At 71.8% G+C, this 22,345-nt stretch carries 20 protein-coding genes; 9 read left to right on the forward strand and 11 right to left on the reverse strand.

All coding sequences use genetic code 11. The features are described 5' to 3' along the window. Positions 1 to 110: 110 nt before the first annotated feature. From ACZ4NB_RS22665 to ACZ4NB_RS22685, 5 genes are all read right to left on the reverse strand, one after another. Positions 111 to 452, reverse strand: a complete 342-nt coding sequence (locus ACZ4NB_RS22665) for a hypothetical protein (RefSeq protein ID WP_467664141.1) — start codon at positions 450 to 452, stop codon at positions 111 to 113. Between the two features lie 224 nt (positions 453 to 676). Beyond that, positions 677 to 934, reverse strand: coding sequence for a hypothetical protein (locus tag ACZ4NB_RS22670; protein ID WP_467664143.1), 258 nt, complete (start codon positions 932 to 934; stop codon positions 677 to 679). 93 nt (positions 935 to 1,027) lie between these two features. Next, positions 1,028 to 2,146 (reverse strand): PP2C family protein-serine/threonine phosphatase, encoded by a 1,119-nt coding sequence (locus ACZ4NB_RS22675; protein ID WP_467664145.1) that lies wholly within the window; start codon positions 2,144 to 2,146, stop codon positions 1,028 to 1,030. A gap of 25 nt (positions 2,147 to 2,171) precedes the next feature. Beyond that, positions 2,172 to 2,885 (reverse strand): flavodoxin family protein, encoded by a 714-nt coding sequence (locus tag ACZ4NB_RS22680; RefSeq protein ID WP_467664147.1) that lies wholly within the window; start codon positions 2,883 to 2,885, stop codon positions 2,172 to 2,174. Positions 2,886 to 2,975: 90 nt separating this feature from the next. Continuing rightward, positions 2,976 to 5,699 carry a fumarate reductase/succinate dehydrogenase flavoprotein subunit gene (locus tag ACZ4NB_RS22685; RefSeq protein WP_467664149.1) on the reverse strand — a complete coding sequence of 908 codons (2,724 nt, stop codon included), beginning with the start codon at positions 5,697 to 5,699 and terminating at the stop codon, positions 2,976 to 2,978. Positions 5,700 to 5,821: 122 nt separating this feature from the next. Here ACZ4NB_RS22685 and ACZ4NB_RS22690 point away from each other — a divergent pair, with 122 nt between their 5' ends. Then, positions 5,822 to 7,021 carry an RNA-guided endonuclease InsQ/TnpB family protein gene (locus ACZ4NB_RS22690; RefSeq protein ID WP_467664378.1) on the forward strand — a complete coding sequence of 400 codons (1,200 nt, stop codon included), beginning with the start codon at positions 5,822 to 5,824 and terminating at the stop codon, positions 7,019 to 7,021. Between the two features lie 47 nt (positions 7,022 to 7,068). On the opposite strand, the gene ACZ4NB_RS22695 is transcribed toward ACZ4NB_RS22690, so the two are convergent. Then, entirely contained in the window at positions 7,069 to 7,296 is a 228-nt protein-coding gene (locus tag ACZ4NB_RS22695) for a 4Fe-4S dicluster domain-containing protein (RefSeq protein ID WP_384437254.1), read from the reverse strand. 397 nt (positions 7,297 to 7,693) lie between these two features. Here ACZ4NB_RS22695 and ACZ4NB_RS22700 point away from each other — a divergent pair, with 397 nt between their 5' ends. From ACZ4NB_RS22700 to ACZ4NB_RS22715, 4 genes are all read left to right on the forward strand, one after another. Then, on the forward strand, positions 7,694 to 8,587 hold the full coding sequence (locus tag ACZ4NB_RS22700; protein WP_467664151.1) for a DMT family transporter: 894 nt from the start codon (positions 7,694 to 7,696) through the stop codon (positions 8,585 to 8,587). A gap of 26 nt (positions 8,588 to 8,613) precedes the next feature. Further along, positions 8,614 to 8,982, forward strand: a complete 369-nt coding sequence (locus ACZ4NB_RS22705) for a PASTA domain-containing protein (RefSeq protein ID WP_467664153.1) — start codon at positions 8,614 to 8,616, stop codon at positions 8,980 to 8,982. A 298-nt stretch (positions 8,983 to 9,280) separates the two neighbouring features. Further along, positions 9,281 to 11,830 carry an MFS transporter gene (locus tag ACZ4NB_RS22710; protein WP_467664155.1) on the forward strand — a complete coding sequence of 850 codons (2,550 nt, stop codon included), beginning with the start codon at positions 9,281 to 9,283 and terminating at the stop codon, positions 11,828 to 11,830. A gap of 132 nt (positions 11,831 to 11,962) precedes the next feature. Continuing rightward, on the forward strand, positions 11,963 to 13,426 hold the full coding sequence (locus ACZ4NB_RS22715) for an SDR family NAD(P)-dependent oxidoreductase (RefSeq protein ID WP_467664156.1): 1,464 nt from the start codon (positions 11,963 to 11,965) through the stop codon (positions 13,424 to 13,426). A gap of 15 nt (positions 13,427 to 13,441) precedes the next feature. Here the strand turns inward: ACZ4NB_RS22715 and ACZ4NB_RS22720 are convergent, their stop codons facing one another. Beyond that, positions 13,442 to 14,353, reverse strand: a complete 912-nt coding sequence (locus tag ACZ4NB_RS22720; RefSeq protein ID WP_467664158.1) for a LysR family transcriptional regulator — start codon at positions 14,351 to 14,353, stop codon at positions 13,442 to 13,444. A gap of 85 nt (positions 14,354 to 14,438) precedes the next feature. Here ACZ4NB_RS22720 and ACZ4NB_RS22725 point away from each other — a divergent pair, with 85 nt between their 5' ends. Next, positions 14,439 to 15,056, forward strand: a complete 618-nt coding sequence (locus ACZ4NB_RS22725; protein WP_467664160.1) for a maleylpyruvate isomerase family mycothiol-dependent enzyme — start codon at positions 14,439 to 14,441, stop codon at positions 15,054 to 15,056. A gap of 12 nt (positions 15,057 to 15,068) precedes the next feature. Here ACZ4NB_RS22725 and ACZ4NB_RS22730 read toward each other — a convergent pair whose 3' ends face one another. Then, complete coding sequence (locus ACZ4NB_RS22730) at positions 15,069 to 17,099, reverse strand: M3 family metallopeptidase (protein ID WP_467664162.1); 2,031 nt, start codon at positions 17,097 to 17,099, stop codon at positions 15,069 to 15,071. A 146-nt stretch (positions 17,100 to 17,245) separates the two neighbouring features. On the opposite strand from ACZ4NB_RS22730, the gene ACZ4NB_RS22735 reads away from it, so the two are divergent. Both ACZ4NB_RS22735 and ACZ4NB_RS22740 read left to right on the forward strand, forming a co-directional pair. Continuing rightward, positions 17,246 to 17,680: a CBS domain-containing protein gene (locus tag ACZ4NB_RS22735; protein ID WP_467664164.1), complete on the forward strand. Its 435-nt coding sequence runs from the start codon at positions 17,246 to 17,248 to the stop codon at positions 17,678 to 17,680. Positions 17,681 to 17,860: 180 nt separating this feature from the next. Further along, positions 17,861 to 18,403, forward strand: a complete 543-nt coding sequence (locus ACZ4NB_RS22740) for an LppU/SCO3897 family protein (RefSeq protein ID WP_467664166.1) — start codon at positions 17,861 to 17,863, stop codon at positions 18,401 to 18,403. Positions 18,404 to 18,606: 203 nt separating this feature from the next. Here ACZ4NB_RS22740 and ACZ4NB_RS22745 read toward each other — a convergent pair whose 3' ends face one another. Both ACZ4NB_RS22745 and ACZ4NB_RS22750 read right to left on the reverse strand, forming a co-directional pair. Continuing rightward, positions 18,607 to 19,296: a transglycosylase family protein gene (locus tag ACZ4NB_RS22745; RefSeq protein ID WP_467664168.1), complete on the reverse strand. Its 690-nt coding sequence runs from the start codon at positions 19,294 to 19,296 to the stop codon at positions 18,607 to 18,609. Positions 19,297 to 20,117: 821 nt separating this feature from the next. Next, a complete protein-coding gene (locus ACZ4NB_RS22750; protein ID WP_399148442.1) occupies positions 20,118 to 20,630 on the reverse strand; it encodes a mycothiol transferase in 513 nt (170 codons plus the stop codon). Between the two features lie 271 nt (positions 20,631 to 20,901). Here ACZ4NB_RS22750 and ACZ4NB_RS22755 point away from each other — a divergent pair, with 271 nt between their 5' ends. Then, positions 20,902 to 21,654: a L,D-transpeptidase family protein gene (locus ACZ4NB_RS22755; protein WP_467664170.1), complete on the forward strand. Its 753-nt coding sequence runs from the start codon at positions 20,902 to 20,904 to the stop codon at positions 21,652 to 21,654. 146 nt (positions 21,655 to 21,800) lie between these two features. On the opposite strand, the gene ACZ4NB_RS22760 is transcribed toward ACZ4NB_RS22755, so the two are convergent. Next, positions 21,801 to 22,304: a C40 family peptidase gene (locus ACZ4NB_RS22760; protein WP_467664172.1), complete on the reverse strand. Its 504-nt coding sequence runs from the start codon at positions 22,302 to 22,304 to the stop codon at positions 21,801 to 21,803. Positions 22,305 to 22,345 lie beyond the last annotated feature (41 nt).

A 22,345-nucleotide genomic window follows, 5' to 3' on the forward strand; every position in this document is an offset into this window, starting at 1 on the left:
AGGCGATCGAGACGTCAGGCGACGAGGCGACGGGTGGGGGAGACGGCGGGTGATCGGGGCGGCGGTGCGCACGCCAGGGCCCCGCCGGCCCTGATCCACCGGAGAGGGCTCTAGGCGTCGCTGTTCGGGCGGCCCGGCTTGTCCGCCGCGGCGGCCGTCCCCTGCGGATCGAAGAGCTCCTCAAGGGAGGCGTCGGCCCGCTCCCCGCCCCGGACGGCCTCGACCACGGCCTGGTGGAAGCTGCGGCTGGCCTCTTCGGACGGGCACGGGACGGGGCTGCCGACCATGGTGTACCAGTCCGAGGACCCGGTGTGCTGCACGGCCACATGGGCCAGGTTCTCCGACCAGGTCGTATGGATGGTCAGGTCACCGTTGATCACGCCGATCTCTTCGGTGCGAACCGCGCCGGGTAGGGCGTGGATCCCGACAGTGGTCCAAGATGCCCAGGTCATGATGTTCCCCTCGGCGACAAGGGCCCCGGCCGGCGGCCGGGCGCGGTGCCTCAAGTCTGGCACTTGCCGTGCGGCTGCGCAGCGTATGCGGGGCCGCGGATTCCGCTGATATCCCACTCGGCCCGCCGGGCCGGCCCGGAGGGCCGCCCGCCGATGGGTGATTTCTCCTTCAATAATCCCGGATGCCCGCCGCGAGGCGCCGGGCGGCCGGATCGGTGGACGGCTCAGTCGATGACCGTATGGAAGAAGGTGACGCCGGCGCCGAAGGCCGCGCCGCCGACGAGGGCCGCGGACGCCAGCGTGCCCCCGTTGAAGCAGGTGAGCACTCCGGCACCGAGGGCGGTGAGGGCGCCCAGGAGGAGGATGACGGCGGCGCGCTGACTCAGCAGAGCCGATCTGTTGTGCACCGCCGAGCTGTCGTGCCGTGGCGAACTGTCGTGGAGTGCGGATCCGTTGTGCAGTGCTGATCTGTTGTCGGACACATCAACTCCGATCTGCGCGGGAGCGATGGCACGCTCGGGGCGGATGCTGATGCTGTACTCGATCTTCTCATTTCTCGCCCCACAAGGCCCGTATCACACGAGGAGATTCGGTGTCGGCATCGGCTGACGGGTGATCGCGAGCATCGCCATGTCGTCGTCGCGCGGCCCGCCGGTCCAGCGCTCGACCTCCCGCGCCAGGAGGTCGATGACCTCCCGCGGCTCCTGGAACGGGCCCCGGCCCGCGAGCTGCGCGGCGGGGTCGTAGAACGCTCCGCCGGGGCCCCGGGCCTCGGTCACACCGTCGGTGACCAGCAGCAGAGTGCCGCCCGCCGGGAAGGGCCGGTCGGTCGGATCCGGCCGCGGCACGCCCAGTCCGCCCATGCCCAGTGGCAGGCCCGGCTCGCCGGTCTCCACCGCCCGGACCTCGGTGCCGTGGCAGAGATACGGCGCGGGATGGCCGCAGTTCAGCAGCCGCAGCCCGCCGCCCTGCGGCAGGATTTCGCAGATCAGGGCCGTGATGAAGCCCTCAAGGCGGACCTCCTCGGAGGTCTGGTCGCTCTCCCGCAACAGCGCCCGCTCCATCCGGTCGGCGAGCGCCGACAGCCCCGGCTCCTCCTCGGCGGCCTCACGGAAGGCGCCCAGCAGCACCGACACCGCGCTCACCGCGTCCAGCCCCTTGCCCCGGACGTCGGCGATCAGCAGCCGGACGCCGAACGGAGTGCGCTGCACCGCGTAGGCGTCGCCGCCGATCCGGGCCTCGCTCTGGGCGGCCTGGTAGCGCGCCGCGATGGTCAGCGCACCGATGCGCTCCGGCGGCGCGGGCAGCACGGCGCGCTGGGCGGCCTCCGCGACCGTGCGCATGACGTCCAAAGAGCGCCCGTGGCGGGCGACCACCCAGTTGACCCCGACCCCCATGAGCGCGGCGAAGACCGTGTTGATCAGCTCCAGATAGCCCACGACGTCGCCGGCGGTGCCGTCCTTCACCGTCAGCACGGCGACACCGACGATGATCACGACGCCGATCACGAGGGTGTGCTGGAGCGAGAGCAGCGCACCGGCCGTCACACTGGCCGCCGTCAGCATCGGATCGCCCCAGTACTCCGCCGGCGACAGGGTGTCCCAGATCAGCCCGCCGGCGACCAGGACGCCCGGTGCGAACTCGACGTACCGGGGCCATCGGGGGGAGTACGACGGGAGCGGTTCGTTCGGCATACCGCGCGGCCCAGATCCCCGGCGCTCAGCGGTGCTCGGGGTTGGCGGAGCCCGGTCGGCAGCCGGCGTCCCACTCGGTGCGCTGATTGCCGTGCGCGGGGATGCCGCCGGCCCGCTTGAGCATCGCCGCGAGATGCATCAGGTTCCACGTCATGAACGCCGTGTTGCGGTTGGTGAAGTCGTTGTCCGGACCGCCCGAGCCCGGATCCAGATACGAGGGCCCGGGCCCGGCCTCGCCGATCCAGCCCGCGTCGGCCTGCGGCGGAATCGTGTAGCCGAGGTGCTGGAGGCTGTAGAGGACGTTCATGGCGCAGTGCTTGACCCCGTCCTCGTTGCCGGTGATCAGACAGCCGCCCACCCGGCCGTAATAGGCGTACTGGCCACGGTCGTTGAGCACGCTGGAACAGGCGTAGAGCCGCTCGACGACCCGCTTCATCACGGAGCTGTTGTCGCCGAGCCAGATCGGTCCGCAGAGCACCAGGACGTCGGCTGCCAGCACCTTCGCGTACAGCTCCGGCCAGGCGTCGGACGCCCAGCCGTGCTCCGTCATGTCCGGCCACACACCGGTGGCGATGTCGTGGTCGACGGCGCGGATCACCTCGGTGGTCACCCCGCTCTCCGCCATCAGGGCGCGGCTCTTGTCGACCAGTCCCTCGGTGTTGCTCGTCTCCGGGGATCGCTTGAGCGTGCAGTTGACGAACAGGGCGCTCAGGTCGTCGTAGCGGTACGTGGGGGCCATCAGGAACTCCTTGCGCGGGACGGACGGACCCTCGGCCCCCAGCCTTCAGCTGCGGGGACCGAGGGGCCACCGGGCGGGCCCGAACGTGTGTCACTCCTTCGAGGCGAGCCGGGCGTAGGCGCGCACATCGGCATCCGGGTCGTCGGCGACCGCGGCCAACGCGCCGCGGGCGTCCGCGCGCCCGCTGTGGGCCCGCAGCGCCAGCACCGCGGCCTTGCGGACGTCGGCGTGGCCGTCGCGGAGGGCGGAGCGCAGCGCGGCCACGCCGGTCTCGGGGCGGGCGGCGGCAAGGGCCTGCGCGGCGCCGGCCCGGACCTGCCAGGCCGGGTCGCCGAGCGCCGCGACGACCGGCGCCTCGTACGAAGGCGGGCAGCCGGTGGTGGCCAGCGCCCCGAGCGCCGCGGCCCGTACCAGGACGTCCGCGTCGTGCACCAGCGCCGCCAGGTCGGCCGCCCCGCCGACCGTGCCCAGGGCGTGTGCGGCGGCCACCCGGACCTCGCGGGAGGCGTCCTTCGCGGCCCGCCGCAGCTCGTCGGCGGCGTCCACGGAGACCAGCGCGCGCACGGCCTGGATCCGGACGTCCACGTCGGGGTCGGCGAGCGCGGCGGCGAACAGCGGACGGTCACCGAGACGGAGCGCGCGCAGCACCTCCACGGCCGACGACCGGACGAGCGGGTCGGGCCCGCGTACCGCAGCGGCCAGCGGCGCGCGCAGCCCCGGTTCCACCACCAGCACCTCGACCAGTTCGCGGAGCGAGGCGCCGGCGGCCGCCCGTACGGCGGCGTCGGTGTCGGCGAGCGCCGCGGCGAGGGCCGGGCCGGTGCCCGGCGGCACGCTTTCGGTCAGCGCGTCGACCGCCGCACGGCGAACGGCGGGGTCGGGGTCGGCGAGGTACGGGCCGAGCGCCGCCAGGTCCGGCTGGTCCTCGGCAAGGGCGAGGAGTTCGAGGATCCGCGGCGAGGGGGCACCGGGAGCGGGCCCCGGCCCGGCGGCGCGCCCGGCGTTCCCGGGCCGGGAACCGGAGACGGAGCCCACCGGCGGCGTGTCCCGCCGCCCCGCCGTCGCGACCTGCTCCGGATGCACCTCGCCGAGGAAGCGGGCGGCGCCGCCCACGGGGGCGTACCCCTCGACCGGGACGAGGTACGGCTCCACCGGGCGGGCGGTGAACTCCATCCGCCCGGCGGCGGACTTCCGCAGGTCCAGGTGGCACAGCCAGTCGCCGTCGCGGGTCCGCGGATGGTCGGTGCGCTGGTGGTAGAGGCCCCAACGGGACTCGGTACGGGCCAGCGAGGAGCGGGCGGCCATCTCGGCGCAGTCGCGGATGAAGCCGACCTCGGCGCAGCGCATCAACTCGTGCGGGGTGCGGGCGCCCATGCCGGCGATCTCGGCGCGCATCCGCTCGAAGTGCTCGACGGCCAGCGACAGCCGGGCGCCGCTCTTGGGCGGGGCGACATAGTCGTTGACGAACCGCCGCAGCTTGTACTCGACCTGCGGCTGGGGCGGGCCGTCGGGATGGCGCAGCGGCCGGTAGATCAACTCATGCGCGGCGCGCAGCTGATCCGCGGGCAACTCGCCCTCGTACGCGCGGAATCGGGCGGCGTCCGCGCCCGCCAGGTCGCCGTAGACGAACGCGCCGATCATGTAGTTGTGCGGGACGCAGGCCAGGTCGCCGGCCGCGTACAGCCGGGGCACGGTGGTGCGGGCGTGGTCGTCGACGCGGACCCCGGACGCCGAATGACCGCCGCACAGCCCGATCTCGGAGATGTGCATCTCCACGTCGTGGGTGCGGTAGTCGTGCCCGCGCCCGGCGTGGAAGGTGCCGCGGGTGGGCCGCTCGGTGGTGTGCAGGATGGTCTCCAGCGCCGCCACCGACTCCTCCGGGAGGTGGCTGAGCTTGAGGTAGACCGGCCCGCGTGCGGAGGCGGTCTCGGCCGCGAACTCGGCCATCATCTGCCCCGACCAGTAGTCGGACTCCACGAACCGCTCGCCGTGCCGGTTGACCTGGTAGCCGCCGAAGGGATTGGCCACATAGGCGCAGGCCGGGCCGTTGTAGTCCTTGATCAACGGGTTGATCTGGAAGCACTCGATACCGGTCAGCTCGGCGCCCGCGTGGTACGCCATGGCGTGGCCGTCGCCCGCGTTGGTGGGGTTCTCGTAGGTGCCGTAGAGGTAGCCGGAGGCGGGCAGGCCGAGGCGGCCGCAGGCACCGGTGGCGAGGATCACCGCGCCCGCGCGGACCGCGACGAAGCCGCCGGTGCGGGTGTGGAAGCCCACCGCCCCGATCGCCCGGCCGTCGGGGCCGGTCAGGACGCGCACCGGCATCACCCGGTTCTCGATCCGGATGCGCTCGCGCATCTCGCGGCGGCGCAGCTGCCGGTAGAGCACCTTCTTGACGTCCTTGCCCTCCGGCATCGGCAGCACATACGAGCCCGAGCGGTGCACCTGCCGGAGCGCGTACGCCCCGTGCTCGTCCTTCTCGAACTTCACGCCGTACGACTCCAGCCGCCGCACCATCGCATAGCCGCGGGTGGCGGTCTGGCGGACGGTGGACTGGTCGACGACGCCGTCGTTGGCGCGGGTGATCTCGGCGACATAGTCGTCGGGTTCGGCCCGCCCGGGGACGACCGCGTTGTTGACGCCGTCCATGCCCATGGCCAGCGCACCGGAGTGCCGGACGTGCGCCTTCTCCAACAGCAGGACCGACGCGCCGTGTTCGGCGGCGGTGAGCGCGGCCATGGTTCCGGCGGTGCCGCCGCCGATGACCAGGACGTCGCAGGACAGTTCCTCGGCGGAGCCCGGAGCGGGGATCTCCATCAGATTCCTTCCAGGGCACCCCCTGCCTTCAGGCAGGGGGTGAATTGGATCATAATGCTGCTTTGACCTGCGCGTATTTACGAACGCGCTGTTAAAATCGGGGTGTTGAGGAGGTGATTCCGTTGATTCGTGCGTACAAGTTCCTGCTGTACCCGACCGTGCGTCAGGCTCAGTCGTTGGGTGAGATGCTGCGGGATCACGCTTCTCTCTACAACGGGGCGTTGCAGGAACGCCGGGATGCCTACCGGCATGTTTCCAAGACCTCGGTCAAGTACGGGCAGCAGTCCGCGCAGCTCAAGGACATCCGGGCTTTCGACCCGGAGAGGCAAGGGCGTTGGTCCTTCTCCAGCCAGCAGGCCACCTTGCGCCGTCTGGATAAGGCGTTCGCGGCGTTCTTCCGCAGGATCAAGGCCGGAGAAACGCCCGGCTATCCCAGGTTCCGCAATGCGTGCAGGTTCGACACAGTGGATTTCCCCAAGGACGGGGACGGCTGCCGGTGGGACTCCACCCCGCACGATGCGCAGACTCGTGTCCGATTCCAAGGTGTCGGGCATGTCAAGGTCAAGCAGCACCGGCCAGTGATCGGCAAGGTCAAGACCGTGTCCGTCAAGCGGGAGGGAAGGCGCTGGTACGTCGTCCTGACGGCCGACCAGGACCAGCCTGAACCGCTCCCGGCGACGGGGGCGGTGGTCGGTATCGACATGGGAATCGCCTCGTTCCTGACCACCTCCGACGGTACGCATATCGACAACCCCTGGCATGGCCGCAAGGCCGCGAAGAAGCTTCAAGCCGCACAGCAGGCACTCGCCCGCTGCGAACGCCGCTCGAAGCGCCGCCGCAAGGCCGTCGAACGTGTTGCCGCCCTGCACCGTAAAGTGCGCCGTCAGCGCCTTGACCATGCGCACAAGACCGCGCTGGATCTGGTGCGGGATCACGATGTCATCGCATACGAAGACCTCAAGATCCGCAACATGAGCAGAACTCCGGCCCCCAAGCCGGACCCCGAGATGCCGGGTGGTTTCCTGCCCAACGGGGCCGCGGCGAAAGCCGGGCTGAACCGTTCGATCGCTGACGCCGGATGGGGGGTGTTCCTCGCGATTCTGACCGCCAAGGCGGAAGGTGCCGGACGAGAGGTGATCGCAGTGGACCCCCGCAACACCTCCCGCACCTGCCCCGAATGCGGGCATGTCGCCGAGGAGAACCGGCCCACCCAGGAAAAGTTCCACTGCCAGGCATGCGACCACACCGCGCACGCCGACATCGTGGGGGCTTCCAACGTATTGCGGGCCGGGCTGGCCCGTCGTCAAGCCGCACCGGCTTGACGAGAAGCCCCCTCCTTCAGGAGGGGGAGTAGTCACGGTGGTGCCTCTCATCGCAGCAGGTAGGGCATGTTGACGGTGACCGCGCCGGTGGGGCAGCGAGCGGCGCACGGGCCGCAGTACCAGCACTCGTCGACGTGCATGTACGCCTTGTTGCTGGCCGGGTCGATGGCGAGCGAGTCGAGCGGGCACATGTCGACGCAGAGGGTGCAGCCGTCGATGCACTTCGACTCGTCGATGGTCACGGGCACATCGGCCCGCTGGGGTACCAGGGACATGGCGGTCTCCAAGGCAGGAGCGGCAGAAGGGCAGGGTGAGCGGGCGAAAGGGCCTCAGGCCGTGCGGCGCGACCGGCCCCGCGAGCGCCGGCCGCCGTGGTCCGGACCGGCCTGCGGTGGACCATACCGAGGCATCCCGGGTAGTGGTGTTGCCGCAATGTTGCGCCACCCACGGCCCCTCGAAAGGCGCGCTGACCTGCTGTTTCGATCCTGCCGAGGGCGGCTGCGCCACCTGGTGCGCGACCGCCGGGGGCACCGGATACCGCCGTCCGGCGCAGTGCCCGCGGCCGCCGCGCCCGTGTCGGCGGCCGGCCCCCGCGCCGTCCGGATAGCGTCGACGGCGGGCAACGGCGGGCAACGGCGGGCAACGGCGGGCAACGGCGCACGAGGAGGACGCATGAGCGTATGGCCGTCCGTGCTGTTCGCGCTGCTCGCGGCGGCCAGCAACGGTCTGGCCACGGCGCTGCAGCGCCATGCCGCGCGCACCATCCCGCTCTCCTCCGGGCTGCGCCTGGGCCTGCTCGTCGATCTGCTGCACCGCGCCGCCTGGCTCGGCGGGATGCTCGCGGTCATCGCCGCCGCCTGCTTCCAGGCGCTGGCGCTGTCGCAGGGCGCGCTGTCCGTGGTCCAGCCGATCTTCGTCCTCGAACTGCCGCTGACCCTGATCATCGGACGGCTGATCCTCGGTGGACGGATCTCGCGCGCCGGCTGGACGGGGGTGGCGCTGATCGTCGTCGGCCTGGGGGCCGCGCTCGCGGCCGCCGCGCCCACCATCGGTACCGACCACGCCCCGTTCAGCCGCTGGGTACCCGCCCTCGCGGTCTGCGCCGCGGTGATCGGCACGGCGGTCGGCGCCGCGCTGCGCCGGGGCGCGGGCGGCGTGCGGGCGGCCTGCTTCGCCGCGTCGGCCGCGATCGCCTACGCACTCACCGCGGCCCTGATGAAGGACGCCACCCACGTCTGGGAGACCGGCGGCCCCGGCGCGTTCTTCGCGTCCTGGCAGACCTACGGGTTCGCGCTCGTCGGCGTGCTGGCGCTGTTCCTCTTCGAAAACGCCATGCAGTCCGGCCCGCTGACGGCCTCCCAGCCGGTGCTCACCCTCGGCGACGCGCTGGTGAGCCTGTCCCTGGGCATCACCCTGTTCGACGAACGGATCCGGACCGGCTGGTGGCTGCTCCCCGAAGCCCTGGGCATCGCGCTGGTCCTGTGGGGCGCCCTGCTGCTCTCCCGCGTCGCACTGGCCCGTGACCTGGTGGGCCCCCAGGAGCAGGAGCCCGCGGCCCGCAAGTGACCCTCCTCGGCGAAGATCGTTCCCCAGTGGTGAACGACAACCGCACCGTGAAGAACCCCACCCCGAAGCGCCACACCGCGAGGATCCGTACCGCGCGGGCCGGCACCGCCGCGGCCCTGGCCTTGTCCGCACTGGCACTGGCCGGACTCGCCCACGCCGACGGACACACCATGCCCAAGGTGACCGGCCGGGGCCTGGTCGACGCCTTCCAGGCGCTGGACTACGACACCGGCATCCGGTTCAAGGACGGCCGCGGCGCGGGCCGCCATGTGCTGTGGCCGGCCTCCTGGAAGGTCTGCGGCCAGCAGCCGGCACCGGGCACATCCATGAAGGGCCGGCAGATCACGCTGACCGTGGTCAAGGACCAGGAACGGTGTGCGCACGGCGCCGGGTGAGCGCCGTCGGCCGCTCCCAACCGCCCGCGCATGCACGGGACTTGGCGCCACCGGGCACCGTCCGCCCGGCTAACCTTGCCACGTACACGCACATGCGGGGCGGGGCGCCCTCGCCACCACCGCCGTCAGCGCGGCACCGAACGGGCCGCGCTCCTTGATCCGTGGTCACCCAGGGCCGGGCCGATCCGATCCGGTCCGGCCCTGGGCCCCCTCGACGAGGACAGGGCAGAACGACACCACCACGGCCGGGTCCCGGGGGAGTCCAGGGTGCCGCCGTGGAGCAGGGAGAGATACGTACATGAGCACTGCCACCTCCCCTCCCGAAGCCGGGTCGCGGGCGATACCCGGGCCGGGGGGCCTGCCGCACCGTCAGATCCTCACCATCCTCAGCGGCTTGATGCTGGGGATGTTCCTCGCCGCACTCGACCAGACCATCGTCAGCACCTCCATCCGGACCATCGCCGACGATCTGCACGGCCTGAGCCAGCAGGCATGGGCGACCACCGCCTATCTGATCACCTCGACCATCGCCACCCCGCTCTACGGCAAGCTGTCCGACCTGCACGGCCGCAAGCCGTACTACCTGGCCGCGATCAGCGTCTTCGTCGTGGGCTCGGTGCTGTGCACCTTCTCCACCTCGATGACCGGGCTCGCCGCGTTCCGGGCGGTGCAGGGCCTGGGCGCCGGCGGCCTGATGTCGCTGGCGCTGGCGATCATCGGTGACATCGTCCCGCCCCGGGAACGCGCCCGATACCAGGGCTACATGCTGGGCACCTTCGCGACCTCCAGCGTCGCCGGACCGCTGATCGGCGGCGCCCTCGCCGGCCAGGACCAGCTGCTGGGCATCACCGGCTGGCGCTGGGTCTTCCTGGTCAACGTGCCGATCGGCGTCATCGCGCTGCTCGTCGTCGCCAAGGTCCTCAACATCCCGCACACCCGGCGCGACCACCGCATCGACTGGTGGGGGGCGCTCACCATCTCCCTCGGCGTGGTCCCGCTGCTGCTCGTCGCCGAGCAGGGCCGGGAGTGGGGCTGGTCCTCCGCCCGCTCCCTCACCTGCTACGTCGTCGGCGCCGTCGGCATCCTCGCCTGGATCCTCGTCGAGCGGCGGACCGGCGACGACGCGCTGATCCCGATGCGGCTGTTCCGCAACGGCACCTTCAGCAAGATCAGCCTGCTGTCCGTGCTGATCGGCATGGGCATGTTCGGCGGGATGCTGCTCATCCCGCAGTACCTCCAGATCGTGAAGGGCGCCAGCCCCACCACGTCGGGCCTGGAGATGCTCCCGCTGATGGCGGGCATGATCATCGCCTCGGTCGCGTCGGGCCAGATCACCGCCAAGACCGGCCGCTACAAGGTCTTCCCGCTCATCGGCACCGCGCTGATGGTCGCGGGGATGCTGCTCTTCCACCTCCGCGTCCAGTGGGACACCCCGCTGTGGGAGACCATGGCCTACATGCTGGTCTTCGGCCTCGGCCTGGGCGGCTGTCTGCAGAGCCTGGTGCTCGCCGTGCAGAACACGGTGCCGCCGCGGGACATGGGCGTGGCGACCGCCTCGTCCACGTTCTTCCGGCAGATGGGCGCCACCGCCGGTACCGCGGTCTTCCTGTCGGTGCTGTTCGGCACGGCCGGTGACAAGATCTCCGCGGCCTTCCGCAGCGCCGCGACCACCGAACGCTTCCAGGCCGCGCTGCACGATCCCGCCGTGGTGCGCGACCCGGCCAACAGGCCCGTACTGGACATGCTGGGGCACCAGGGCAACGGCGACTCCGCCGGAGTACTCAGCGATTCGTCGTTCATCCAGCACCTCGACCCGCGCCTCGCCGAGCCGTTCAAGCGCGGCTTCGCCGACTCGATGCACACCGTCTTCCTGATCGGCGCGGTCGTCGTCGCGCTGGCCTTCCTGCTGATGTGGTTCGTCAAGGAGGCGCCGCTGCGGCAGGTGTCCGGGCTCCAGGCACGTGCACAGGCGGAGGCCGCCGCTGCGGATGCCGTCGGCACGGGTGACACCAGTACGGACGACGCCGGCATCGTGGACGGCGCACCGGCGCCCACCGAGCCCCCCGCGGCCACCGGCCCGGCCGGCCCGTCGATCCACGGCACCGTGCGGGACGGTGCCGGCCGGCCGGTGGCGGACGCCGCCCTCACCGTGATCACCGTCGGTGGTCGGCAGCTCGGCCGTACCTCCACCGCGGCCGACGGCGGCTACGCCCTGCCCGTGACCGGCGCCGGCACCTATGTGCTGATCGCCTCCGGGGACGCCCGGCGGCCGCAGGCGGTGACCGTCGTGGTGGGCGAGCAAGCCCTGACCTACGACCTGACCCTCAGCGGCGCGGCGGGCCTGGCCGGCGAGGTCCGTACGGAGCGCGGCGACGCCCCCGTGCCCGATGCGCTCGTCGTGGTCACCGACGTCCGCGGCGAGGTCGTGGCCTCGGGGCGGACCGGCCGGGACGGCGGCTTCGCCTTCGACGAACTGGTCCCGGGCGGCCACACCCTGGCCGTCAGCGCCGAGCACCACCGCCCGGCCGCCCTCCAGGCCGAGGTGGCCGCAGGCACCCGCAACCGGTACCGGATCCGGCTGAAGCCGGGAGCCCGGGTCCGCGGCACGATTCGCACGGCGGACGGCGGGCTGGTGGACGATGCCCGGGTGACCCTGCTGGACCCGGCGGGCCATGTGGTGCGCACCACCACCAGCGACCGGGACGGTGCGTATGTCCTCACCGACCTCGACGGTGGCGCCTACACGCTGATCGCCGGCGGCTACCCGCCGGTGGCCGCCTCGGTGCGGGTGCGCGCCGCCGGGTGCGGCGACTGCGATATCGACCTGGGGCACGACGCGGTGACCTGAAACGCGGTGTGCGGGCCCGGTGCCGGACCGGTGCCGGGCCCGCACCGGTTTGGCGGACGCGTCCCCGCCTACGTACAGTTCCGCCGAAGCACGAACAATAGAACGTACGATCCCAGGAAAGCGGCAGCGGCGATGACGGTGACCGAAACAGGCCGGGCCGATGGCGCGGGTATCGACTCGGAGCGGATGGCGGTCTGCCTGAGCGTGCTCGAAGAGCTGGACGCGCTGCCGCTGGACCACCCCGACGCGGTCGCCATACGCCGCGCCACCGCGGGCATCTACCGCAAGGTCAAGCAGCGCCGGCGGCAGGAGCGCCGGGCGGCGAAGACGGCCAACGACAAGGCGGTGACCGCGGCCACGGCCACCGGAGCGCCCGACCGGATCGACGACGAGACCCAGGGCCTGGCCCTCACCAGCTCCGTGACCACGGAGATCGCCGGAATCCTGGAGCGCCCCCGGTCCTGCTACATCTGCAAGTCCCGCTACACCGAGGTCGACGCGTTCTACCACCAGCTCTGCCGCCCCTGCGCCCAGGAGAACCGGGACCGCCGCGACGCCCGTACGGACCTCACCGGCAGGCGCGCGCTGCTCACCGGCGGGCGGGCGAAGATCGGCATGTACATCGCGCTCCGGCTGCTGCGCGACGGCGCCCACACGACGATCACCACCCGCTTCCCGAACGACGCCGTCCGCCGGTTCAAGGCGATGCCGGACAGCGCGGAGTGGCTGCACCGGCTGAAGATCGTCGGAATCGACCTGCGCGACCCCGCCCAGGTCCTCGCGCTCGCCGACGAGGTGAGCGCCCAGGGCCCGCTCGACATCCTGATCAACAACGCCGCGCAGACCGTCCGGCGCTCGCCCGAGGCGTACGGGCAGCTGCTCGCCGCCGAGTCGGCGCCGCTGCCCGCCGGTGAGCTGCCGGCCTCCCTCGTCCTCGGCAACTTCGGCAGCGGCGCCCCCGCCGCCCTCCCCGCCGCCTCGGCGGCCGGGCAGGGCGGGCTGACCGCCGAGGACGTCACCGCCCTCGCCCTGACCACCGGCTCCACCTCGCTCGCCCGCATCGAGGCGGGCACCGCGATCGACGCGGGCGGGCTCGTCCCGGACCTGCACGCGACCAACAGCTGGATCCAGAAGGTGGACGAGGTCGATCCGGTCGAGCTGCTGGAAGTCCAGCTGTGCAATATGACCGCGCCGTTCCTGCTGGTGAGCCGGCTGCGCCCGGCGATGGCCGCGGCCGCCGCGCGCCGCAAGTACGTGGTCAACGTCTCCGCGATGGAGGGCCAGTTCAGCCGCGGCTACAAGGGTGCCGGCCACCCCCACACCAACATGGCCAAGGCCGCGCTGAACATGCTCACCCGCACCAGCGCCCGCGAGATGCTGGAGACCGACGGCATCCTGATGACCGCCGTGGACACCGGCTGGATCACCGACGAGCGCCCGCACCCCGACAAGATGCGCCTGGCCGAGGAGGGCTTCCACGCCCCGCTCGACCTGGTCGACGGCGCGGCCCGGGTGTACGACCCGATCGTCCGCGGCGAACTCGGCGAGGACCTCTTCGGCTGCTTCCTGAAGGACTACGCCCCGTCCGCCTGGTGAGCCGGCGCCCGCGCCTCAACCGGGCGCGGGCAACGTAGCGCGGAGCCGGTCCAGCAGCGCCCTGGCCGCGGGGCCGGCCGGTCCCCGCGTCCGCCAGGCCAGCGCGACCCGGCCGCGCGGCTGCGGCTCGGTGATCCTCAGCGTGCGCAGCCCCAGGTCCGCCGCCGCCTGTGCCGGCAGCTCCGGAACCACCGCCACGCCCAGGCCGCGGGCGGCCAGCTGTGCCAGCACCTGCGGGGCGGCCGCCTCGAAGGCGATCCGGGGCCGGATGCCCGCCTGCACGCAAGCCCGCTCCAGGACACCGCGCAGGCCCGTACCGCGCGGCAGACTGATCAACGGGCGGTCGCCCAGCGCGGCCAGCGGGACGCATCTGCGCTCCGGGGGCGCAAGGAGGGGATCGTCCGGCGCGACGGCGGCGACGAGCGGCACATCGATCAGCATCTGGAGGGAGACGCCCTGCGGGGGCTCCTCCTCCGCGAGGCCGATCACCGCGATGTCCAGTGCGCCGGCGTGCAGCGCGGCGAGCATCCGCTCCGAACTGTCCTCGGTGAGCGCGATCTCCACCTCGGGATGGTCGTCGTGGAAGTCGGCGAGCAGGGAGGGGACGTCGAAGGCGCCGATGGCGGCGCCGGAGATCAGACCGATCGCCACCCGGCCGCGGAGCAGCCCGGTGAACTCGTCCACGGTGGACCGGATCCCCTCGACGGCGGCGAGCGCGGCCCGCGCGTAGGCGAGCACCGCCTCGCCCACCTGCGTCACCGTCACCGAACGGCCGGAACGGTCCAGCAGCGGCTGACCCAGCTCCCGTTCCAGCTGCCGGATCTGGGCGCTCACCCCGGGCTGCGCCAGATGCAGACGGGCCGCGGCGCGGGTGAAGCTCGCCTCCTCCGCCACCGCGACGAAGTACTGCAGCTGCCGGAGTTCCATGGTGCGAGATTCTAGAACCGGTGGTTATGGAGTGGAGAACCACCCGCTCTTGGACTTATGGCTGCGGGACCAAGATCATTGGAGCATGGACATCAAAGCGGCGATCGCGGCCGAACGCCGGGAAATCGCGGACATGTTGGCAGGTCTGACGGACACCCAGTGGGACGCTCCCACTCTGTGCGAGGGCTGGCGGGTGCGGGAGGTCGCGGCCCATATGTCGATGGGATTCCGCTACTCGTTCCCCAAGGTGGCCGCCGAACTCGTCAGGGCGGGCGGCAGCATCAACAGGGTGGCCGACCGGCTCGCCCGGCGGGACGCCGCCGGAGCCACGACGGACGAACTCGTCGCCTTCCTCCGCGACAACGCCCACCACCCCTGGAAGCCGCCGGTCGGCGGGCTCGCCTCCGCGCTGGGCCATGACGTGGTGCACGGCCTCGACATCACCGTCGCCCTCGGCCTGGACCGCCGGGTCCCCGAAGACCGGGTGCGCCTCCTCCTGGCCACCGTCACCCCCAGGTCCGCCAGGTTCTTCGGGGCCGACCTCAGCGGCGTCGCACTGCGCGCCGACGACCTCGACTGGTCCTTCGGCGCCGGAGCCCCGCTGTCCGGCGCCGCCCAGGACCTGCTGCTGGTCGCCTTCGGCCGCAAGCTCCCCGCCGGACGCCTCCGGGGGGAGCGGCAGGCCCGGTTCGAGGCCCGCTGAGGCGACGGCCTTTCAGTCGGCCAGACCGTGCCGGGCCAGCAGCGGCCCGATCTCCGGATCGCGTCCCACCACCGCGCGGAACGCCTCCATGGGGTCGACGCTGCCGCCCTTGGCTAGCAGTTCCCGGCGGAAGATCTCACCGCTCTCGCGGACCGTCCTGCCGTTCTCGTGGAACCAGCGCACGGCATCGGCGTCCAGCACCTCCGCCCAGCGGTAGCCGTAGTACCCGGCCGCGTATCCGCTGCAGAAGATGTGGGCGAAGTAGCCGGTGCGATAGCGCGGTGGGATCGCGGCCACGGCGAGCCCCGCGCGCTCCAGCGCGGCCGCCTCGAACGCCTCCGCATCGCCGTCGCCCGGCAGTCGGCCGTCGGCGGACAGGGTGTGCCAGGACCAGTCCAGCACCGCGGCGGCCTGGTGCTCCACCATCCGGAAGCCGGCGCCGAAGTTCTCCGCCTCGCGCAGACGGGCCGGCAGATCGGCCGGCATCGGCTCTCCGGTGGCATGGTGGCGGGCATAGCGGGCCAGTACCTCGGGCCGGTCCGCCCAGACCTCGTTGACCTGCGAGGGGAACTCGACGAAGTCGCGCGGCACCTGCAGACCGGACAGCAGCGGATAGCGGACGTCGGAGAACAGGCCGTGCAGCGCATGCCCGAACTCGTGGAACAGCGTGGTGACTTCGCTCCAGGTCATGAGTACCGGCTCGCCCTCCGGGGGCCTGGCGATGTTCAGGTTGTTGACCACCACGGGCCGCTGGCCCAGCAGATGCGACTGGACCACCAGGGATTCCATCCACGCCCCGCCCCGCTTGGACTCGCGGGCGTGGAAGTCGCCGATGTACAGCCCGAGCGGGCCGCCGTCGGCGTCGCGCACCTCGAAGACCCGGGCGTCCGGGTGGTACGCCACCAGGTCGGGGCGCTCGGTCAGGGTGATCCCGTAGACCAGTTCCGCGGCGTGGAAGACCCCGTCGCGCAGTACCCGCTCCAGCTCCAGATAGGGCCGCAGTGCGGCCGCGTCCAGGTCGAACCGCTCCTTGCGGACCCGCTCGGCGTAGTACTGCCAGTCGGCGGCACCGATCTCCGCGACACCGGCGGCCTCGGCCAGGGCCGCGCGCTCGCGCTCGGCCCTGGCGACGGCGGGGGCGGCCAGCCGGTCGAACATCTCCTCGACGGCGTCGGTGGTGGCGGCGGTGCGGTCGGCGAGTTCCCAGGCCGCGTGGCTGGGGAAGCCCAGCAGGGCGGCGCGCTCGGCGCGCAGCCGGGCCAGTGCCACGGCGATCGGGCCGTTGCGCTCGCCACCGCGGCGCAGTGAGGCGTCGAGCAGGCGCGCACGCAGTTCGGGGCTGTCGAGCGCGGCGAGTTCGGTCTGGTTCGAGAAGTTCTTCAGGCTGAGCACGAACTTGCCCTCGTGCCCCAGCGCATGGGCGTTCTCGGCCGCCGCGGCGATCTGGTCCGGCGGCAGACCGGCCAGCTCTTCGGCGTGGTCCAGCACCAGCGCCGCGTGGGCGGTGTCCTCGCGCAGATTCCGGCGGAACTCGATGCTCCGGGTGGCGATCTCGGTGTTCAGCTCGCGCAGCCGCCGTTGCTGCTCCGGTGCGAGGCGTGCGCCGGCCTGCACCCGGCGTGAGTGGTGGCGCTCCAGCAGCCGCAGCCGCTCCGCGTCCAGCCCGAGGTGCTCGCGCCGGTCGAAGACCGCGTCCAGCCGGGCGAACAGCGCGGGGTCGAGCAGCAGCGCATCGTCGTGGGCGGCCAGCCGGGGCGCGATCTCGGCCTCCAGGGCCTGGATCTCCTCGTCGGTGTCCGCCGCGGCCTTGGCGGCGAACGCCCGCCGGACCCGGCCCAGGAGCGCACCGCTGCGCTCTATCGCCTCCACGGTGTTCTCGAAGGTCGCCGGATCGGCGCGGCTTCCGATCGCCGCCACCTCCGCCAACTGGTCGGCCATGCCGCGGGTGAAGGCCGGCAGATAGTGCTCGTGCCGGATCCGCGCGAAGGGCGGCAGCTCGTAGGGCAGGTCACTCGGTTCGAAGAAAGGGTTCGTCGGTATCACGGGCGTCGACCCTATGCCCGGCTGCGGCGCCCGGTCCGGCGGTCGTCGCATACGGTCCGCCGGGCCCTTCCCCGGGAAGCGTCGTTGAGCCATTCGTGGTGTCATCGAAGGCGAGGCAAGCAACACTCCTTGAGACAGGAGGAACCATGGCCGCCAAACTGCGAGCCCGGGACATCATGACCGGCGGCGTGCGCTGCGTGGGTGCGCACGAGTCGCTCTACGACGCGTCCAAGATGATGCGCGATCTCGACGTCGGATGCCTGCCCATCTGCGGTGACAACAACAAGCTCATAGGTATGATCACCGACCGCGACATCGTCGTCACCTGTTGTGCGGAAGGAGTGGACCCGGCGTCCGTGCAGGCCGGTTCGCTGGGCGGGGAACTGCACTGGATCGACGCCGAAGCGGACGCCTCCAAGGCCCTGGAGACCATGGAGAACAACCACATCAAGCGCCTGCCGGTGATCGACGTCAAGGGCGGCCACCGCCTGGTCGGAATGATCACCGAGGCCAATGTCGCCAAGAACCTCAACGACAAGCAGATCGCGGAGTTCGCGACCCGCGTGTACGCGACCGCCTGACGGTCGCCCTCTCCTGCGCCCCATGGCGCACCGGTGCGCTGGAGCCCTGAGAGCTCCGGCCCGGCGCGCCGTCCGGGCGCGGGGGACCACCTGAGCGACGGCCGGCTGACGGCAGGTAACCTGCATCGGTCAACAACGCGTTGACGTTGTTCGTGCAGTCAACCATGGGGGACCTCAGTCGTGTCCGCACCGCCGCCGCCCTACCAGAACCAGCCGCCGCAGCAGCCCTACGGGTATCCGCAGCAGCAGCCGTACGGGCAGCAGCAGCCGCCCCAGCCGTACGGGCAGCAGCCGCAGCAGTACCCCTCTCCGCAGCAGCCGGGCGGGCCGCAGCGGCCGCCGCAGCGGCAGTCGAGCCCGCTGCGAGGTCTGATCACCGCCGTCATCGTGCTGGCGGTCTTCGGCGGCGGCGCCTGGTACGTGTGGAACTACAACACCGACCCCAACGGCGGCAAGGCCAAGGCGGAGGCATCGGCGTCCGCGCGGGCCGAGGAGAACAAGAAGTACGCCCCGCAGACCGGTGACTGCATCGACATGCAGGGCACCGACGACGCTCCGAAGCCGCTGGTCGTCGACTGCGGTTCGCCCCAGGCCGAGTACAAGACGGGCGACCGGCTGATCGGTGCCGGCCAGAAGTGCGGGCCGCAGTACGACACCAGCATCGTGTACTCGGGCGCGCGCTTCCGCAGCGGCAACTACACGCTCTGCTTCACCAAGGTCTGACGCTTCGTCCGGCCGGGCATCCGCGCCGGGTCCGCTCGCGCGGGCAGGCCGTCCGCGGCGCCACGGACGGCCTGCAACCCACCGCTGGGGAATACCCGGGTATTCCGTAACGGGTTTCGAATCGGGTCTCGAAACGGGGTTTCGAAACGGTTCTACGGTGCGCTCAGTTTGTTTGCGCTGCCCGCTTCCCGGTCAATTGGCGCTCAGCGGGAGCTGTTTCGCGGCACGGCCAGCCGGGTGCCGGGGTAAATGAGGTCCGGATTCCCGCCGATCGCCTTGCGGTTCAACCGGTGGAATTCCTGCCAGCGGCACCCGAATTCGTGCGCGATACCGCTGAGCGTGTCCCCGGTGTTGACGACGACGGTGGTGCCGCTGCGCTGCGGACGCGGCTTGTACCGCTTCTCGTGGAACTGCGGGTGCGGCAGCCGCCGGCTCACCGGCGGCTGGGCCCGGTGCCGCGGTGCGGGGCGCGGGGTGGTCACCCGCGGGACGGTGTGCCGCGAGGCCGAGTTGAGCCCGAGCCGGGCCGAGCAGGCGGGCCACGCGCCCCACCCCTGCCGGGCCAGCACCCGCTCCGCCACGTTGATCTGCTGTGCCCGGGACGCCTGCGCCGCCCGTGCCCCGTACGCCCGGCCGCCGAACGAGCGCCAGGTGGAGTGGGCCAGCTGCAGCCCTCCGGAGAACCCGTTCCCGGTATCGATACGCCAGTTGCCTCCGCTCTCGCACCCGGCCAAGCGGTCCCACGTCCCGCCTGTCACCGCCTGGGCCGGCTGCTCGGCCGCCACGTTCAGCGCGCCGGCCGCCAGCAGTACGGCTGCCGCCGTGACGCCTCGGACCCCGTAGCCCCGGAATTCATTCCGGGCGGTCGATTCCGATACCTGCGGAAATTCCATGCGTTTGCTCCCGTCGCTTGCCGCGCAGTTCCCTGGCGGCCATTCAGGAAACGTGACGCCTTGGCGGAAATCGCGTTCGAGCGGTGCCCGACCGCGATTTCCGTGCGGCGCCATGAATTCGACGGGGATGAGACAACCACGCACAGAGTTCGCATCGGCAGAGCGCGCGGTAGCGCCGTCGCCGCACGGTCTGCCCCCTTGCCTCCGGAGCACGGGCATGCCTGCCCACGGCGCACCCGCTCTGACGGGCAGGGGCGCACCCCTCATGCCGTAGGCGCATGCCCCACGGGGTCCGGGGGATCGTTCACCCGCTGCGGGGGTGTCCGCCGAGCGCATCCGAGGCACTTGGTGCATGCGCTGCGCAGGTCCGCACGCACCGCGCACGGACCGCCGGGCAGTGCAACGGCTCGTCCCGCCTCGGCGCGGCGGTGCAACAACCCGTCCTGCCACGGCAGTTCGCGGCGACCTCGGCCGGGACGCAAGGGGTGGAAGGGAAGGTGAGGGGCCCGCGCCGCCGGCCGCGGAGGGCGCGGCGACCGCCCCGGACGCCCCGTGAGGTCGCCGCCGAGCGCGCTCATCGGTGAGAGGGGCAGGAACGCATCCCAGGTTCCGGCTCACCCGCAACGACGCGGGTGGCAGCAACTCTCATGAAGGGAGGGCTTCGTGGAGCACTTGGGGCACTCATGGCCCTGGTACGCGCTGGCACTGGTCGGCGTCTACCGGTTGACCGCGCTTCGCGGCCGGCGGCGGCGATGGGCTCGCCGCCCACCTGCTGGCCGTGCACCACGCCGCGGTCGGCCGCACCACCGACGCCCGGCCGTTCAGCGGCCGAGCAGCCCGCGTACGTACGCCGCCTGGCCGGCGTGCTGAAGATCGTCGGCGATGACGCTCATGAGCCGGACGCCCAGGGTGACCGGCGGCGACCAGGCCCGGTCGACGACGCGCTTGAGGTCCTTGTCCTCGATCCCGGCGAGGTACTGCACCGTGTTGTCGTGGACCGCCTCGTGGTAGCCGGTCAGTAGCTGCGCGCTGAGGTCCTGTACCGCCGCCACCTCCTTGCGGGAGTGGCCGTATCCGGTGTCGTCGGCCGTGAACGGCAGCCCGAAGCGCTCGTACCAGTCGTCCGAGATCCAGATCTGCTCCGCCTCGGCCGCACCGGCCACATGATCGTCCTGGATCCTGGTCAGATGCCAGACCAGCCACCCGATGGAGTTGGCGGCGTCGTCGGGCCGCTCGGCGAGCTCCTCGGGGCTGAGCCCGCTGACCACTTCCTCGACGACCTCCCGGATACGGCCGAAGGCATCGACGAGCAGATCTGCACTGGCGGCGGTCATACAGGCTCCTTAGCGGCGACGGGCGGAGGGCGGCAGCCCCGGCGGCGGGCCCATGGTCGCAAGGGAAGCGAAGGAATGGTGGGAGGCTGATCCGTCGGCGTCCGCGTCCGGGACGGCGTCGCCTCCAGGGCGCGGAAGAGCGCGGGGACCGGGCCGGGGGCCGGGGTGAGGAGTGGGCGGCGGCACCCCGCCCGACCGGATATGACGTACGCAGTTATTTCGGGTCGGTCACGCCTGCAACCGACAGGTCGGGCGAACAGTCATACCGGGCATGAAACCACGACTGAACCTGCGACGGCCGGTGAACCCCGGCAGACCGCGGCGCTCCGGCTCCGGCCGCCGGGTGGGCGCGGCGCTCGCCCTCACCGCGCTGACCCTGCCGCTGACGGCGGCCTTCGGCTCCACCGCCCAGGCCGCCACCGCGTCCGCCTGCACCGCGAGCCGCGGCCCCTACCAGAAGCAGGCCGAGAAGTTCCTCGGCCTCCGGGTCGACGGCCGGCAGTCGGCTTCCGACTGCCGGGCGATCCGCGCCTTCCAGACCAGCCACGGCATCAGCCCGAACATCGGCTACGCCGGTCCCGTCACCTGGGGTGTGATGAGCCTGGTCGCACAGCAGAAGGCAGCAGGGGGCAATCCGAACAAAGCCGGCAAATGCCCCACGAGCCGGGGACGAATAGCCTGCGTCGACCTGACCCGCCAGCTCAGCTGGATACAGGACGGATCGCGGCTGGTGTTCGGGCCGGTGCCGATCCGCAGCGGCCGCGACGGCTACGAGACCCGCACCGGCGCCAAGAAGGTCTACTGGCGCAACCTGCACCATGTGTCGACGCTCTACGACGTCCCCATGCCCTACAGCCAGTTCTTCGACGGCGGTCAGGCCTTCCACTCCATCAGCGGCAGTGTCTGGTCGGCCCCCGGCTCGCACGGCTGCGTCAACATGCGCGACGGCGACGCGAAGAAGTACTGGTCCCTGCTGAAGACCGGCGACGACGTCTACGTCTACGGCCGCAAGTCCGGCACCTGATCACCGGGCACGCAGGCGCGCCCGGCGGCGCGGGCGACCGCGGAGAACGAGCAAGGGGCGCTGGTCCAGCAGCCGGATATCCGGCTCCGGCGCCCCGAACGCCCCCGCCCGTCCCTCGTGCCGCCCGCTTCCGCGGTCAGGGGGCGTCAGCGGCCCAGGATGTTGTACAGCGCCATCGGCGTCACATACCCGGGCCAGCGCCCGTCGGCGAACAGATGCACTCCGGCGTCCAGATAGCACTGGTCGACGAGCTGGGAGCAGATCATGTGCCGAGTGCTGGCGATATAGCGCCGCAGCCCCGGAACGGGCATCCGCAACCGGTGCGTGGCGATCGCGAGATAGTCGAGGAAGCTGTACGGCACCCCGACGTAACGGGAGGCCGCCGCGCAGATTCCGGCGCGTTGCCGCTCCGTGAGCCCCTCCGGGTACACGTAGAGCACATCGGCGTCGGCGTAGTCCGCGAGCGGCCGGATGCGGGACCCGCCGGGCTGGGCTTCCAGCAGCCGCTCGTCGGGCAGGACCAGGAAGGCGTGCTGGTAGTCGGCGAAACCGTCGCCGTTGATCCACTGTCCGAAGCGGATCAACCGGCCGGTGACGCCGGAGATTTGAGTGAGTCCGATGTCGCCGGGCTGGGGATGGGTGTGCCTCATGAGCGGCTCCCGGGAGCGCAAGAGTGCGGATTCCCCAGGGT

This window comes from Streptomyces sp. NPDC026575, from assembly GCF_055567415.1.

Excerpts from the sequence above, each read along its gene's own strand:
- ACZ4NB_RS22725 (WP_467664160.1), top strand. The coding sequence starts at position 14,439 with ATGGACATCAAAGCGGCGATCGCGGCCGAACGCCGGGAAATCGCGGAC.
- ACZ4NB_RS22680 (WP_467664147.1), bottom strand. The coding sequence starts at position 2,885 with ATGGCCCCCACGTACCGCTACGACGACCTGAGCGCCCTGTTCGTCAAC.
- ACZ4NB_RS22715 (WP_467664156.1), top strand. The coding sequence starts at position 11,963 with ATGACGGTGACCGAAACAGGCCGGGCCGATGGCGCGGGTATCGACTCG.
- ACZ4NB_RS22735 (WP_467664164.1), top strand. The coding sequence starts at position 17,246 with ATGGCCGCCAAACTGCGAGCCCGGGACATCATGACCGGCGGCGTGCGC.
- ACZ4NB_RS22745 (WP_467664168.1), bottom strand. The coding sequence starts at position 19,296 with ATGGAATTTCCGCAGGTATCGGAATCGACCGCCCGGAATGAATTCCGG.
- ACZ4NB_RS22665 (WP_467664141.1), bottom strand. The coding sequence starts at position 452 with ATGACCTGGGCATCTTGGACCACTGTCGGGATCCACGCCCTACCCGGC.
- ACZ4NB_RS22755 (WP_467664170.1), top strand. The coding sequence starts at position 20,902 with ATGAAACCACGACTGAACCTGCGACGGCCGGTGAACCCCGGCAGACCG.
- ACZ4NB_RS22760 (WP_467664172.1), bottom strand. The coding sequence starts at position 22,304 with ATGAGGCACACCCATCCCCAGCCCGGCGACATCGGACTCACTCAAATC.
- ACZ4NB_RS22675 (WP_467664145.1), bottom strand. The coding sequence starts at position 2,146 with ATGCCGAACGAACCGCTCCCGTCGTACTCCCCCCGATGGCCCCGGTAC.
- ACZ4NB_RS22710 (WP_467664155.1), top strand. The coding sequence starts at position 9,281 with ATGAGCACTGCCACCTCCCCTCCCGAAGCCGGGTCGCGGGCGATACCC.
- ACZ4NB_RS22720 (WP_467664158.1), bottom strand. The coding sequence starts at position 14,353 with ATGGAACTCCGGCAGCTGCAGTACTTCGTCGCGGTGGCGGAGGAGGCG.
- ACZ4NB_RS22750 (WP_399148442.1), bottom strand. The coding sequence starts at position 20,630 with ATGACCGCCGCCAGTGCAGATCTGCTCGTCGATGCCTTCGGCCGTATC.
- ACZ4NB_RS22685 (WP_467664149.1), bottom strand. The coding sequence starts at position 5,699 with ATGGAGATCCCCGCTCCGGGCTCCGCCGAGGAACTGTCCTGCGACGTC.
- ACZ4NB_RS22700 (WP_467664151.1), top strand. The coding sequence starts at position 7,694 with ATGAGCGTATGGCCGTCCGTGCTGTTCGCGCTGCTCGCGGCGGCCAGC.
- ACZ4NB_RS22695 (WP_384437254.1), bottom strand. The coding sequence starts at position 7,296 with ATGTCCCTGGTACCCCAGCGGGCCGATGTGCCCGTGACCATCGACGAG.